Source organism: Leucobacter tardus (genome assembly GCF_017583045.1).
Lineage (GTDB): Bacteria > Actinomycetota > Actinomycetes > Actinomycetales > Microbacteriaceae > Leucobacter > Leucobacter tardus.
The window spans coordinates 659,553-675,041 of record NZ_JAGFBF010000005.1 but is presented as its reverse complement, the minus strand read 5'-3'; the positions used below and the strand labels follow the sequence as shown (position 1 = coordinate 675,041).

10 protein-coding genes are annotated in these 15,489 nt (G+C 69.0%); 2 read left to right on the top strand and 8 right to left on the bottom strand.

The genetic code is table 11. The annotated features are described in order from the left end of the window. The first annotated feature begins 36 nt into the window (after positions 1-36). On the top strand, positions 37-2,184 hold the full coding sequence (locus J4H85_RS10115) for a DEAD/DEAH box helicase (protein ID WP_372440200.1): 2,148 nt from the start codon (positions 37-39) through the stop codon (positions 2,182-2,184). A 100-nt stretch (positions 2,185-2,284) separates the two neighbouring features. Continuing rightward, the gene (locus J4H85_RS10110; protein ID WP_208239257.1) at positions 2,285-4,297 is read left to right on the top strand and encodes a primary-amine oxidase; all 2,013 of its coding nucleotides are present in this window, start codon (positions 2,285-2,287) and stop codon (positions 4,295-4,297) included. Positions 4,298-4,521: 224 nt separating this feature from the next. Here the strand turns inward: J4H85_RS10110 and J4H85_RS10105 are convergent, their stop codons facing one another. From J4H85_RS10105 to hrpA, 8 genes are all read right to left on the bottom strand, one after another. Then, a complete protein-coding gene (locus tag J4H85_RS10105) occupies positions 4,522-5,823 on the bottom strand; it encodes an MFS transporter (protein WP_208239255.1) in 1,302 nt (433 codons plus the stop codon). 112 nt (positions 5,824-5,935) lie between these two features. Further along, positions 5,936-6,217 (bottom strand): CDGSH iron-sulfur domain-containing protein, encoded by a 282-nt coding sequence (locus J4H85_RS10100; protein ID WP_208239253.1) that lies wholly within the window; start codon positions 6,215-6,217, stop codon positions 5,936-5,938. An 89-nt stretch (positions 6,218-6,306) separates the two neighbouring features. Then, a complete protein-coding gene (locus tag J4H85_RS10095) occupies positions 6,307-7,308 on the bottom strand; it encodes an iron-containing redox enzyme family protein (RefSeq protein ID WP_243893606.1) in 1,002 nt (333 codons plus the stop codon). A gap of 315 nt (positions 7,309-7,623) precedes the next feature. Then, positions 7,624-7,902 carry a hypothetical protein gene (locus J4H85_RS10090; protein ID WP_208239251.1) on the bottom strand — a complete coding sequence of 93 codons (279 nt, stop codon included), beginning with the start codon at positions 7,900-7,902 and terminating at the stop codon, positions 7,624-7,626. A 106-nt stretch (positions 7,903-8,008) separates the two neighbouring features. Then, positions 8,009-9,364 (bottom strand): NAD-dependent succinate-semialdehyde dehydrogenase, encoded by a 1,356-nt coding sequence (locus J4H85_RS10085; RefSeq protein WP_208239249.1) that lies wholly within the window; start codon positions 9,362-9,364, stop codon positions 8,009-8,011. Between the two features lie 42 nt (positions 9,365-9,406). Continuing rightward, a complete protein-coding gene (locus tag J4H85_RS10080; protein ID WP_208239247.1) occupies positions 9,407-10,636 on the bottom strand; it encodes an MFS transporter in 1,230 nt (409 codons plus the stop codon). An 83-nt stretch (positions 10,637-10,719) separates the two neighbouring features. Further along, the gene (gene ppgK, locus J4H85_RS10075) at positions 10,720-11,517 is read right to left on the bottom strand and encodes a polyphosphate--glucose phosphotransferase (RefSeq protein ID WP_208239245.1); all 798 of its coding nucleotides are present in this window, start codon (positions 11,515-11,517) and stop codon (positions 10,720-10,722) included. A gap of 28 nt (positions 11,518-11,545) precedes the next feature. Then, entirely contained in the window at positions 11,546-15,463 is a 3,918-nt protein-coding gene (hrpA, locus tag J4H85_RS10070) for an ATP-dependent RNA helicase HrpA (RefSeq protein WP_208239244.1), read from the bottom strand. Between the last annotated feature and the right edge of the window lie 26 nt (positions 15,464-15,489).

Below are 15,489 nucleotides of genomic sequence, written 5' to 3'. Positions count from 1 at the left end.
GAAATCGCGGACCTGCGGTGATGGGCGTAAGCTTGTATGATGACCTCTTCTGAGCACGCACCGCACACTCCGTCCGGCGACCCTGAACACACGACGCCGGACGAGACCGCCGAGACGGTCGACGCGGGCGATCAGAACGCCGCGAAGGCGGAGGGCCAGCTCACCTTCTCGGACCTCGACCTGAGTGCTGACGTGCTCAAGGGTCTGAAGGATGTGGGATACGAGACGCCGTCCGCGATCCAGGCGGCGACGATTCCCGTCCTGCTCGAGGGTCGCGACGTCGTCGGCCTCGCGCAGACCGGAACCGGCAAGACGGCGGCGTTCGCCCTGCCGATCCTCTCGCGTCTTGATGTCTCGCAGAAGACGCCGCCGCAGGCCCTCGTACTGGCACCGACACGCGAGCTCGCGCTGCAGGTGTGCGAGGCATTCGAGAGCTACGCCGCGCGCATGAAGAACGTGCACGTCCTCCCCGTCTACGGCGGACAGGGCTACGGCGTTCAGCTGTCGGCCCTGCGTCGTGGCGTGCACGTCGTCGTCGGCACCCCGGGTCGCATCATGGACCACCTCGACAAGGGAACGCTCGACCTCTCGGAACTCAAGTACCTCGTGCTCGACGAGGCCGACGAGATGCTGAAGATGGGCTTCGCCGAAGACGTCGAGACGATCCTCGCCGACACTCCCGACGATAAGCAGGTGGCGCTGTTCTCGGCGACCATGCCGGCGCAGATCCGCCGCATCTCGCAGCAGCACCTCAATGATCCTGCAGAGATCAAGATCGCGGGTAAGACGCAGACGAGCGCGAACACCACGCAGCGCTACGTCGTCGTCTCGTACATGCAGAAGCTCGACGCGCTCACCCGCATCCTCGAGGTTGAGAACTTCGACGGTTTGATCGTCTTCACCCGCACGCGCAACGACACCGAGCAGGTTGCCGAGAAGCTGCGTGCGCGCGGTTACTCCGCCGCCGCGATCAACGGCGACGTGGCCCAGGCGCAGCGCGAACGCACCGTCAACCAGCTGAAGTCGGGCAAGCTCGACATCCTCGTCGCGACCGATGTCGCCGCACGCGGGCTCGACGTGGAGCGCATCACCCACGTCGTCAACTACGACCTGCCGATCGACACCGAGTCGTACGTGCACCGCATCGGTCGTACCGGCCGCGCCGGCCGCTCGGGCGACGCCATCAGCTTCGTCACGCCGCGCGAGCGTCGCATGCTGAAGTCGATCGAGAAGGCGACGCGGCAGCCGCTCACCCCGATGCCGCTCCCCGGCGTCGAAGAGGTCAACGCGACGCGTCTTTCCCGCTTCGACGACGCCATCACCACGGCGCTCTCCGAGACGGATCGTGTCGAGCGCTTCCGCGACATCATCGCCCACTACGTGCGTCACCACGATGTTCCCGAGACCGACGTCGCCGCGGCGCTCGCGGTCGTCGCGCAGGGCGAGACCCCGCTGCTGCTCGACGAGAACGACGACAAGAAGTTCGCGAGGGATCGTGCGCAGGCCGCTCGCTTCCTCGAGGAGGGCGATGGCAACCGTGACCGTCGCGACGACCGCGAGCGCGGCGAGCGTCGCAGCCGGCCGAGCGGATCCCTGAGCACCTACCGCATCGAGGTCGGCAAGCGCCACAAGGTGGATCCGCGCCAGATCGTCGGCGCGCTCGCGAACGAGGGCGGCCTGAACCGCGACGACTTCGGCAAGATCACGATCCGACCCGACTTCTCGCTCGTCGAGCTGCCGGCGGATCTGTCCGACGATCTGCTCGGCCGTCTCTCCGACACCCGCGTGAGCGGTCAGCCGATCCAGATCAAACGCGACAACGGTCCGCGCCGCGGACGCGACGACGACCGCGGTGGCTCGCGAGGCTACGGTCGTGACCGCGACGGTAGCCGGGACGGCGGCCGGGATCGCGACGGCGGCCGCGGACGCTACGATCGTGACGACCGCGGCGGCAACCGCCAGGATCGCCGCGGACGGGACTTCGGCGGCGACCGCCGCGGCGGCGGCTCCGAGCGGGGCGGACGTTCGTGGGATCGCGACGACCGGGGCGGCTCGGGTCGGGGCGGCCAGTTCCGCGGCGACCGCGACGATCGCGGCGGACGGGATGATCGCGGCGGTCGGGACGACCGTCGAGGCCGCGATGATCGTGGCCAGTCGGACGGCAAGCGCAAGCCGCGCTGGTAAGGCGGCTCGCGGCGCTTCCGCCCGACGGGTGGGAGTGGCAGACTGTTCTGCATCGTGAGCACCGGGACGAGGGCGTGCCGGGCGATGAAGAGGAGTCGCTATGGCGCTGCACCCGCTGGATTCACTGACCGCAGCAGAACTGACCGCCACCTCGTCGACCCTCGCGCGTGAGCGCGGCGTCGACGGGGGCTGGCGGTACGCGTCGATCGTGCTGCGCGAGCCCCCGAAGACTGAGGTGCGCGCCTGGCGGGAGGGCGACGCGGTCGAGCGCCGATCCTTCGCCGTGCTCTGGGAGAAGCGTTCGAACGCGGTCTTCGAAGCCGTGGTGAACCTCACCGAGAACGTCGTCGAATCGTGGACCGAGAAGCCCGGTGTGACATCGAACTTCACCGTCGACGAGTACCACGAGTGCGATGAGGCGCTGCGCCGAGATCCGGCCGTCCGTGCCGCCATCGAGCAGCGCGGCGTGAACATCGACCTGGTGCTCTTCGACCTCTGGACGTACGGGCGCGCGGTCATGCCGCCGCAGTGGCGCGATCGCCGTCTGGGCTGGGTCGACATCTGGGTGCGCGCGACACCGCAGGGAAACCCGTACGCGCACCCGCTCAGCGGCATGAAGATCATCGTCGACGTGAACACCATGGCGGTGCTCGAGATCGACGAGGGGCACGATCGCGGATTCCCCGCCGTGGATGCGGAGTACGTGCCAGAGCTCCGCAATGAGGCCCCCCGCACCGATCTCGCGCCGCTCGAGATCACCCAACCCGACGGCGTCTCGTTCAATCTCGACGGTGCACGGCTGCGCTGGCAGGACTGGGAGTTCCGGATCGGATTCACCTACCGCGAGGGCCCTGTGCTGCACCAGGTGCGGTTCAAGGACGGCGACGAGTATCGCGACATCGCCTACCGCATGTCGCTCGCCGAGATGATCGTGCCGTATCGCGACTCCAGCTTCGATCACTACCGCCGAACCGCGTTCGACATCGGCGAGTGGGGGCTCGGGTACATGTGCACCTCCCTCGAGCTCGGCTGCGACTGCCTCGGCGAGATCCGATATCTCGACGGTGTGCTGCCCGACACCGCGGGGCATCCCAGGGTCACGAAGAATGCCATCTGCCTGCACGAGGAGGACGACGCCGTGCTCTGGAAGCACGTCGATCCCGATGCCGGCACGGAGGTGCGCCGCATGCGACGCTTCGTGGTCTCGGTGCACGCCACCGTCGCGAACTACGAGTACCTGGTGTACTGGAGGTTCTATCCCGACGGGAACATCGAGTGCGAGATCCGGGCGACCGGCATCATGGTGTCGACGCCGATGGAGGACGAGACCGCGATTCACCCGACCGGGACCGTCGTCGATCGCCGCACTTACGCGCCGTTCCACCAGCACTTCCTCGTCGCCAGACTCGATCTCGACATCGACGGTGACGGCAACACGGTCGTCGAGTCGGACTCGATGGCGGCTCCCATCAGCGACGCGAACCCGTTCGGGCTCGACCTGCACACCCGAGGCACGGTGGTCGCCTCGGAGGCGGAGTCGGGCCGCGACTACGACTGGTCGCTGCAGCGGTCGTGGAAGGTGCAGAACCCGAACCGGTTGAACGCCTGGGGCGCGCCGACGGCGTACAAGCTCGTGCCATCGGCATCGTTCCCCGCGATGTTCGATGAGGCCTCGCCGATTCTGCAGCGCAACCCCGTCATCGGGAAGACGCTGTGGGTGACACGGCACCACGATGACGAGCTGTGGCCGGCCGGAGACTATCCGACGCAGTCCGCCGACGACCGCGACACCGGGATGAGCGCCTGGATCGCGGACGACGAGAACCTCATCGACACCGACGTGGTGCTCTGGCATGTGTTCGGCATCCACCACATCACGCGCACCGAGGACTGGCCGATCATGCCGGTCGATACGGTCGCCTTCACCCTGAAGCCGTTCGGGTTCTTCGACAGCAACCCGTCGCTCGACGCGCCGCGTTCGACCCCGTACGGGGTCGCTGGCGGGGGCGGGGCGTGCGCTGGCGGGGGCGGAGGTGCGGGTGCTGCGGCTGGTGCTGCCGGTGGTGCTGGTGCGGGTGCTGGTGCGGGTGCGGGCTGCACCTGCGAGCACTGATGCCACCCGCCGCGCCCGGTTCGCCCGCTTCGCCCGCTTCGCGCGCTTCGCGCGGTTGAGTGCGGGATTCCGTGCTTTATCGTGCTCCATAGAACACAGAATTCCGCACAGAAGCGGATGCCGGGACACCGGGACGCCGGGACACCGGACGCCGGACGCCGGACGCCGGGACGCCGGGACGCCGGGACGCCAGGCGGCGTGGGAGCGTGCGCCGGCGAACGCGCTCAGCCGCGGGGGAGGACCCGGTGCGCGAGCGCGCCCCCCAGTGCCGTCGCGAGGCCGAACGCCGCGAAGAGCAGTGCGGGCCCCCACGAGCCGCCACTCGACCAGCCGAGCGACGCCTGCGCGGCGAGCGGCAGGAACCCGCCGACCACAGCCGCGAGGTTGTAACCGAGGCTCACGCCCGAGTAGCGCAGCTCGGTCGGGAAGAGCCCAGCGAGCGCGGATCCGGCGACGCCGTAGGCGAGGATGACCGCCGAGAGTCCGAGGCTCAGCGCCGCGATCGCGGCGACCGGGTGCTGGGTGTCGACCAGCCAGAAGACGGGGAAGGCGACGACGGCGGTCGCGAGTCCACCCCACAGGGTGACGCGGCCGGGGCCGAATCGGGTGGCGAGGCGCCCGGACCAGAGCGTGACCCCGGCCTGCACGACTGCGGCGACGAGCATGGCGTTGACCATGATCTGTCGGTCGATGCCGCGCTCGTTGGCCCCGAAGTTCACGAGGAAGGTGTTCATGAAGTAGAACCCGCCGACTCCGAGCATGGAGACCAGGATCGCGATCCCCAGGCGGCCGGGTGCGCGCCGGAAGAGCGCGACGAACGGGACGCGGGGTCGTGTTCCGGCTTCGGCGATGCGCGCGAACTCGGGGGACTCCTCGATCTTGGACCGCATGATGAGGGCGATGATGAGCATCGGGAGCGCGGCGATGAAGGGGAGTCGCCATCCCCAGGCGTCGAACGACTCTTCGGGGAGCAGCAGCACCAGCGTGAACGCGCCGCTCGAGAGCAGGGTGGCGATGGGGGATGAGAGCTGCACGAGGGCGGCGAGCTTGCTGCGCTGGTCGGCGGGGGCGTGTTCGACGGCGATCGTCATGGCGCCGCTCCACTCGCCGCCGACTGCCACACCCTGCACGAGGCGGAGGAGCACCAGGAACACCGGCGCCGCGACGCCGATGGCGGCGAAATCCGGGAGCAGGCCCATGCAGACGGTTGCGGCACCGATGAGTGTGACGCTCAGCAGGAGGGCGGGCCGGCGGCCGATGCGGTCGCCGATCGAACCGAAGAGGATCGCGCCCAGCGGGCGCGCCACGAACCCGACGCCGAACGTGGCGAACGCGGCGAGGGACGCCGCTCGTGGGTCGAGTGTCGTGAAGTAGAGCCGGTTGAAGACGAGCGCGGCGGCGAGGCCGAAGAGATAGTAGTCGTACCACTCCATCGCGGTTCCGGCGAGCGCCGCGTACGCCACGCGGCGCGCGGATTTCGCGGAGTTCTGCGGAACCCGAGTCGTGGTCTCGGCGTCTCGGATCATCGTTCGCTTCTCGGTTTCTCGCTCGGGGACATCCGAGATCATCGTAATCCGTCGGCCGGTGTCGCGTGCGCCACCGCGGACCTCCGGCGACGGCGAGCGCCGCGGTCACTGCTCAGGCGTCAGGGGAGTCAGCTTCGCAGCCTCCGCACTCGTCGTGCGCCTCGTCCGAGCCGGCCGGCTCCCGGTCCGGGGTCTCGGTCGTGAAACCGGAGAGTTTGTGCGTCCCGTCGCACCAGGGTTTGATCGCGGACATGCCGCATCGACACAGCGCAGCGGTCGCGCGGGGCTGCTCCACGGAGGCGCCGTGCTCATCGACGAATCGGACCCGTCCGCGAACGATGAGCGGTCCGTTCGGGTACGCGGTGATCGTTGCGGGTGCGTCATCGTTGCGCATGCAGGTCCTTCCTCAAACGGGCGAGTGGGTGCGCGGCGGTGATGCGCGCATCGTGGGAGCCGACGCCTCCGGTGAGGCGTGCGTATGCGTCATCGTGCCGCACGCAGCGAGCTCTCGCCCCGCTCCCACGAGCCGAGGATGTGGTCGCCGACCCGTCCGTCGACCTCCAGGCAGGCGAGCGCGCCGAACAGGATGTCGTGCAGCAGCTCGGGATGCTCCTCGGCGAGTGCTCCGGCGAGATCCCGACCCGCGATCTGCTCGTGCACCGCGTCGGCTTCGACGTGCTCATCGAAGTACCGGGTGACGTCGTCGTCGAATCCGTGCCGGCGGAACCCGTCGCCGTACTGTCGGTTCGGAATCGACGACGTCATCTCGAACGCCGCGAGGTGCCCGACGATGGCGCCGCGGAGTCGTCGATTGAGTCCGAACATCGACATCATGTTCTGCGAGGCCAACGTGACCGCGGGAACCCGGTCGAGGTACGCACCGTAGGTGTCGTCCAGTCCCGCACCGCGCAGGGTGCGGCCGAAGATCGCGGCGTGCATCCGCTCGGGGTTGCCGCCGCCGTACTCGTCGGCCTGGATCTCCACGAGCGCGGCCTTCGGGCGGCCAGTGAGGCGGGGGATGGCCCAGGAGTGCGGGTCGGCTTCGCGCAGCGTGTAGATGCTGCGCTGCATGAGGAACTCGTGAAGCTGTTCGAGCGTCGCGGTCTTCGCGACGAAACGGGCGAGGCTGGGCCCGGCGGTCGGCGCCGTCGCGGCGAACAACCACTCCGCGACCGCTTCGGCGTTCGGGGTCGGCGGGCGGTCGACGGTGATCGCCGAGCGGAGCTCGTGCTCGAACGCTCGCTCGATCGACGCACGCGCGCGAAGTGTTTCCGGGTCCCATTCCCACGATTCGTGCAACCAGGGCAGAGCGCCGGTGTGCAGACCGTACATGAGGAACAGGGAGAGCTGCAGGTCGTCGTCGCCGGCGACGTCCGAGGTATCCGCGATGGCGCGGGCCGTGAGGGATCGCAGCTCTGCGTCGACATCGTCCCCACTCGGAGACTCCTGCGGTGTCGCGTGCTGTGTGCACAGGTACGCACTCAACGGGCCTCTCGGCTCGACGGGCGTCTCAGTGCGGGCCGCGCCTGCGCGGTCCGATCGTGTCGTTTCCAGACTGTGTCCCTTCGGCGGGGTGCGCGCGCTCGGTTCCCGAGCGTCGTGCGGCTCGGGTTCCGGAGGGCGGCTCGACCGTGCCGAGCCACTGCAGACTACGGATGCGCGGTGCGGTTCGTCGAGTCGGTTGACCCGTCTCCCGCTCCGATGCTAAGTGCGCGGGGATCCGTGGTCCCGTCGGCGTCGTCCGCATCGCCGGTTTCGTCTGAGTCGGACGCGGAATGCCGGGCAGTGGGCGTGAGCGCCCTACCCGGAGAAGACGCGGATGGCCCGCACCACGAGAAAGCTCACGTTGGTGATGAGGCCGAGGGAGGCGAGCACGAGTCCGAGGATCGCCGCCCACAGCAGCGGTCCGCGGTGACGGACGGCCCGCTGGCCGAAGACCAAGGCGATCAGCGCGATGCCGACCATGACGGCGTACGTGACGACGCCTCCGGGCAGGAGGAAGAGGACGACGACGGCGCACAGACCGAGCGCGAGTGCGGAGATGTGGCGCGCGCGGTGCTGGCCGGGGTGTTCAGTCACAACGTCGAGCATACTGGCGACACGAGACGCACCCCCGGCACGCACGAGGGGTCGGGATCCCGCAGGACCCCGGCCCCCTGAAAGCGCACGAGACGCGCGTCGGTGATCAGCCGGCGAAGCGGAACAGCTTCTTGTTCGCGAACTCCTCCATGCCGCCGCGGCCGAGTTCACGGCCGTAGCCGGAGCGCTTCACGCCGCCGAAGGGAACGTCGGCACCCTCGAGCCCGGCACCGTTGATGAAGACCATGCCCACGTCGAGCTGGTTGCCGATCTGCTCGGCGCGCTCGAGGTCCTCGCAGATGACGATCGAGCCGAGGCCGTAGGGCGTCGCGTTGGCGAGCTCGATGGCTTCGGCGTCGCTCGAGACGCGGTACAGCTGGGCGACGGGGCCGAAGAGCTCCTCGGTGTAGACGTCCATCGACGGCGTGACGCCGGTGATGACGGAGGGGGTGTAGAAGTTGCCCTCGGGGTCGTTGTCGCCGACGAGGATCTCGGCACCCTGCTTCACGGCGCCGGAGACCTGCTTCGTCAGCGTCTCGGTGGCCTTGGAGGAGGAGAGCGGACCGAAGTCGTCGTTGTCCGCGGACAGCCCGCTGACCGCCTGCTTGAACTTCTCGGCGAACTCGTCGAAGTACTGGTCCATGACGATGATGCGCTTCGAGCCGTTGCAGGCCTGACCCGAGTTCTCCATGCGACCGGTGACGGCGTGCTGCACGGCCGAGTCGATGTCGCTCGTGTCGAGCACGAGGAAGGGGTCGGAACCGCCGAGCTCGAGCACGCACTTCTTGAGGTGCTTGCCGGCGTGCGCGGCGACGATGGCGCCGGCGCGCTCGGAGCCGGTGAGAGAGACGCCCTGCACGCGGTCGTCGGCGATGATCGTCTCGATCTGGTCGTGCGAGGCGAAGACGTTCACGTAGGCGCCCTCGGGGAACCCGGCATCGCGGAAGATCTGCTCGATCGCCAGCGCCGACTCGGGGCACTGCTCGGCGTGCTTCAGCACGATGGTGTTGCCGAGCACCAGGTTCGGCGACGCGAAGCGCGCGACCTGGTAGTACGGGAAGTTCCACGGCATGATGCCGAGGATCACGCCGATGCCCTGCTTGCGGACGAAGGTGCGGAGGCCGTCGTCGACCTGCAGCTCCTCGTCGGCGAGCCACTCGGGAGCCATCTCGCCGAACTTCGCGGTGATCTCACCGGCGAACTCGGCCTCGCCGATGGAGTCGGCGAGCGGCTTGCCCATCTCGCGCTGAATGATCTTGCCGAGCTCTTCCTTGCGCTCGATGAAGAGTTCACCGGCCTTCTGGGCGAGCGCGCATCGCTCGGCGAGCGTGGTCTGACGCGACCACTCCTGATAGGCCTTCTGGGCTGAGGCGATGGCCTCTTCCACCTGCGCGTCGGTCGCGGTCGGGTACTCGGCGACGACCTCCCCTGTTGCCGGGTTGGTCACTGCATAACTCGTCATGATGAGATTTCCTCCTGGAACTGCATCGGTGGTGATCACGTGTCAGTCTGACACATGCGACCCGGCAGCATTGGGGAGCTGCACAGGTTCGGTATCGGGGATCGGTGTGGCGTTGCGCCCCTGGAGATCGGGGATGATCCGCATGCACGAGGCGGAGAGAATGACGGTCGCCATGAGGAACACGATCGACACGATGATCGCGCCGATCGGACCGTACTGGTCGATCGCAACGCCGGCGAAGGCGGACCCGAGTGCGACGCCGACGAGCTGTCCGGTGCCGACCCAGCCGTACGATTCTGCGGTCTCCGAGAACTTCACCGTCGCGCTCACCGTCGTCGAGAGCGCGGCGAACATCGGGGCCGTACCGAGTCCGCCGAGGAACAGCACGACGGAGAGCCACCAGGCTTCGAAACTGAACAGGCAGAGCGCCGTGCCGATGAGGACGACGAGCGAGCGCAGCAGCATCGACCACGGCCGCATCTGGCGGTGCCCGATGAGGAGGCCGCCGAGCAGGGAGCCGCCCGCGAAGACGGCGAGCACGACACCCGCCTCGAGTGCCCCGTGCCCGAAGATCGCGACGATACCCGCCTCGAGCGCGGCGAACGAGGCGACGAACAGGAAACCGGCGACGGTCGCGATGACGACGGTGGGATGCCGGAGGACGGCACCGAACCTGCGGCGCGCCTGCGGGATCCGTACCCGGCCGACGGCCTTCGTCGCGATGAACCACAGCCCGCCGAAGAGCATGAAGGTCGCAGCGACCATCAACCCCCACTCGGTACCGAACTGCGACGACACGAAGACCGCGACGACCGGGCCGAAGACCCAGATGATCTCTTGCGCCGAGGCGTCGAGCGAGAACAGTCCGGACAGCTGGTGGCCGGGCACCATCTTCGGGTAGATGGTGCGGACGGCGGGGGTGACGGGCGGGGTGGCGATCCCCATCGCGAAGGCCATGGCCGCCACGACGGCGAGCGGCAGATGGACCCAGGCGATCGCGATGAGCAGCGCGGAACAGACGAGCGTGGTGATGGAGAGCACCGGACGCATGCCGAAGACGCCCATCAGGCGTCCCATGAGCGGTCCGGCGATGGCCTGTCCGAAGCTCTGGCAGGCCAGCACGATACCGGCGTAGGTGTACAGCCCGTACGCCTGCTCGATGTGCAGCAGCAGGATGATCGAGAGCATCCCGAACGGGAAGCGCGCAGTGAGCTGTGCGAAGAGGATGCCGAAGACCCCAGGGCTGCGACCGAGATCACGATAAATGCCCATCAGAGGAGTATACGGGCGAAATGGTCGCCGTTTCTAGAGGAATGCGACGGAATTCGACGCGAAACCGGGCGAAGGGTGGGGGATCAGCGGGCGGCCAGTCGCGCGGCGCCCACAATTCCGGCGTTATTGCGGAAGTGGGCGGGGATCACCTCGGCGCGCACGCTCGCGAACGGCAGGTACTCGTCGCTCGACTTGCTGATGCTGCCGCCGATCACGATGCGGTCGGGCCAGAAGAGCTGCTCGATGTGGACGATGTAGGCGCGCACGCGTTCCGCCCATTCGCCGAGCGAGATGCCCTCCCGCTCGATGTTCTTCGGAGAGGCGTACCGCTCGTAGTTCCGGTGCTCGCCGAGGTCGAGGTGTCCGAGCTCGAAGTTCGGGACGAGGACGCCGTCGTGGATGAGCGCGGCACCGATGCCCGTGCCGAACGTGAAGACGAGCGTCACGCCCGAGAGGCCCGCGACGGCGCCGAACGCGCTCTCGGCGATACCCGCCGCATCGGCGTCGTTCACCACGTACGCCGGCGCTCCGATCGCATCGGTCATGAGCGCGACGGCGTCGAGATCGATCCAGCTCTGATCGATGTTGGCCGCGGTGCGCATGATGCCGTGCTGCACCACGCCGGGGAGGGTGACGCCGATCTTCGGCGTCACCGATCGCGCAAGCAGACCGGTGTCGTCGAGCTCGTCGCGGATCGCGTCCACCATCTCGGCGACGCTCGCTGCGACGGGCCCGGGCAGCCCGCCTTCGGGGGTGAGCGACTTGTGCCGCTTCGTCAGCTTCTCACCGGTGTCGAGGTCGACCGCCGCGCCCTTGATCCCCGTGCCACCGACGTCGATGCCGATCGCGAGGCGCGGCGATTCACCCGTGTGCTGTTCCATGGCGTCAGCATAGCGAGGTCGCCGAGGGTCATGCGAGTGCCCGTTGGATGCGGGAGAGGGAGGCGGGTTCGGCGGTCCGCAACTGCTGCGCGAACAGGCTGACCCGGAGCTCTTCGATGAGCCAGCGCGCTCGCGTCAGACGTTCAGCGGCATCGTGCGGGAGCGGGATCTCGCCCCCGGCATCGGTGAAGGCCGCGAGCGCCCGGTCGACGTCGTTCTGCCTGACCCGGTCACGTCCGGCGTCGCCGCTCAGCGCCTCCATGCGCAGGCGCACCGCTTCGAGGTAGACCGGCAGGCGCTCGAGCTGCGCGAGCCCCGTGCGCGAGACGAAGCCGGGGAAGACGAGTCCGTCGACCTGCTGCGCGGCGCCGGCGACCTGACCGAGTACCTGCAGCGACTTCGCCCCGTCGACCGCCTTGCGGGCGCGCCGCGCGGCATCGAGGACGCGGGCGGTGAGGGCGATCGCCCGGTAGATCTCATCGATGAGCGATCGTGCGTAGTCATCGGCGAGTGCCTGGAAGGCGCGCTCCGTCCGGATGAGCCCGTCGGGGGCGTGCCTGAGGATGACCGCGTCGGCCACTGCGAGCGAGACGTCGGCGATGGTGTCATCGAGACCGCGGTAGGGGCCGGCGCCGAGGAGTAGCTTCTCCTGATTGGACAGGTGGTCCCGCACGTAACTCGCGGGCGAGGGGGAGCTGAGCGCTACCAGTCGCCGCAGGCCGCGCCGGCTCAGGCGCGCCTGCTCTCCGGCGTCGGCGACGAGTGCAAGATCGACGTGCGTCCGACGATCCACGAGCGCCGGATAGGCGCGCACCACGCCGCTTCCGGTACCCCGCTTGCCTTTCGCGTACGCGGAGTCCACGTGCTGCGGGATATCGCCGAACACCCACGTCGTCGCGCCGCTCTGCTCGAGGTCGCTCTTCGGCATGGCGGCAGCGGCGACGCGCGCCACACCGGCGGTGGCTCGCGACTGATGCGTGCGCTGCAGTTCGCCGAGGTCCTTGCCGGTGCCGATCGTCCGGCCGCGGCCGTCGATGACGCGGAACGTCGGGGTGAGGTGCGCGGGCAGCCGAGCGGGATCGAAGTCGTCGGCGGACACGCGGATGCTCGTGCGCCGCTGGATCTCGGATGCGAGGAGCGCGGTGAGGCCGGCTGCGGGATCCTGACCGGCGCCGCCGCCGGGACGTGCGGCGTCCAGCTGCGGTCCGACGGCCTCGAGCAAGGTGCGGCCCCAGTCGGCTGCGGGGACGACGTGCTTGCGGATCGCCTTCGGCAGCGTCTTGATGAGCGCGGTGACGAGCTCGTGCCGCAGGCCGGGGACGAGCCGCTCGAACTCGGCGCCGTTCAAGCGCGGGAGCAGGGGAAGCGGCACGGTCACCGTGACGCCGTCATCCGCTGCAGTCGGATCGAAGCGGTACTTGAGGCGCAGCGTCTGGTCGCCCGATCGCCACTCGCGCGGGAACTCGCTCTCGTCGACCGGCGTCTCCGCGTCGGCGAGCAGGTCGTCGCGGCGCAGCTTCAGCAGGTTCGGCGTCGTGCGCTGCGCCTCTTTCCACCACCCCTCGAACGATCGGGTGCTCGTGACGTGCGCCGGAATCCGGGCGTCGTAGAAGGCGTAGATCGCGTCGTCATCGGTGACGAGGTCGCGTCGCCGCGTCCGCTCTTCCAGCTGCTCCAACTCGGTGCGCAGTTGCCGGTTGGCACGGTCGAACGCCTGCTGGGAGTCCCAGTCGCCGTCGACGAGCGCGTGGCGGATGAAGAGTTCGCGCGCGTGCGCCTCATCGAAGCGCGACAGCTGCACGCGTCGCTGCGAGACGATCGGCACCCCGTAGAGCGTGACCCGTTCGTAGGCGACGGCGGCGCCCTGCGACTTCTCCCATCGCGGTTCGCTGATCTGTCGCTTCGCGAGCGGCCCGGCGAGCTCCTCGGCCCATTCGGGCGTCACGACGGCGTTGCTGCGGGCGAAGAGTCGGCTCGTCTCGACGAGCTCGACGCTCATCACGACTTCGGGCGGCTGCTTCGCCAGCACCGAACCCGGGTAGAGCACGAAGCGGGTGCCGCGCGACCCCAGGTACTCCTGGGCGGGACGACGCTTGGGTGCGCCGCGGCCGCCGGCGCCGCGCGGCGCTCCGCGATCCTGCCGCTCGTCGCGCACGCCGAGCTGCGAGAGGAGACCGGCCAGCACCGAGCGGTGCACGGCCTCGCCGGTACCGCCACCGGACGCCGTCTCCGGCGGGCGCGACCCGCGGGCGCCCCGTGCGATCCGCTCCAGCTGCCGTACGAGATCCATCCACTCCCGCACACGCAGAAAGTTCAGATACTCCGCTTTGCACATCCGGCGGAACGCGCTCGAGGAGCGTTCGCGCTGCTGCTCCTGCAGATAGTTCCAGAGGTTGAGAAGGGTGATGAGATCGCCCTGCGGATCGGCGAACCGGCCGTGCAGTTCGTCGGCCCGTCCGCGCACCTCGGCCGGACGCTCGCGCACGTCCTGGACGGTGAGTCCCGCGACGATCGCCAGCACCTCGGGCACCACGCCGTGGCGGCGCGCCTCGACGACCATGCGGGCGAACCGCGGCTCGATGGGCAGGCGCGACAGCTCGCGTCCGACCTTCGTGATGCGGTGGCGGGCCGGTTGGCCCCGCCGACCGCGTCCGGTGGCCGTGCCGACCGGTGCGACGGCGCCGAGTTCGGTGAGCAGGCCGATGCCATCGGCCACTCCGCGCGGGTCCGGCGGGGTGAGGAACGGGAAGTCGGCGACCTCGCCCAGGTCGAGCGAGAGCATCTGCAGGATCACCGACGCGAGGCCGGTCCGCGTGATCTCGGGGTCGGTGTAGACGGGGCGGGCGAGGTAGTCGTCCTCCGCGTAGAGCCGGATCGCGATGCCGGGACTCGTGCGCCCCGAACGACCGGAGCGCTGGTTCGCGCTCGCCTGCGAGATGGCCTCGATCGGAAGGCGCTGCACCTTCGACCGCGAGCTGTACCGTGAGATCCGTGCGGTGCCGGCATCGACGACGTAGCGGATGCCCGGCACCGTGAGCGAGGTCTCGGCGACGTTCGTGGCGAGAACGACGCGGCGGTGACCCGGGGTGCCGGGTTCGAAGACGCGATGCTGCTCGGCGGCCGACAGGCGTCCGTACAGGGGAAGGATCTCGGTGCGGCTGCCGCGCAGACGCGTCCCCAGCGCATCGGCGGCATCGCGAATCTCTGCCTCGCCCGACAGGAAGACGAGGATATCGCCCGGTTCTTCGCGCGTCAGTTCGGCGACCGCATCGCCGATGCCCTCGAAGAGGTCCCGCTCCTCGGTCACCGTCTCAGTGGTCCCGTTCTTGCGCTGCACGTCGCGTTCCCGGGTGAGCGGACGGTAGCGGAGCTCGACCGGGTACGTGCGCCCGGACACCTCGATGACCGGCGCGGGTTCCCCGGTCTCGGGGTTCGCGAAGTGCCGCGCGAACGAGGCGGGATCGATCGTCGCCGAAGTGATGATGACTTTGAGGTCGGGGCGGCGCGGGAGCAGCGTTCTCAAGTACCCCAGTAGGAAGTCGATGTTCAGGCTGCGTTCGTGCGCCTCGTCGATGATGATGGTGTCGTAGGCGGAGAGGTCGCGATCCCGATGAATCGCGTTCAGCAGGATCCCGTCCGTCATGAGCCGGATCCGCGTCTCCTCGGAGACGCGGTCGGTGAAGCGCACCTGATAGCCGACGAGCCCGCCGAGTTCGGAACCCAGCTCCGCGGCGACGCGCTCGGCGATGGTGCGAGCCGCGATGCGGCGGGGCTGCGTGTGCGCGATGCGCTCGCGGCCGAGGGAGAGGGCGATCTTCGGCAGCTGCGTCGTCTTTCCGGACCCGGTCTCGCCGGCGACGATCACGACCTGGTGCTCGGAGATCGCTTCGGCGATCTCCTCCCGCATCTGACTGACGGGCAGCTCACCCGGGAACTCGATGCTCATGATGCCCCATTATCCTCCGATCGTGC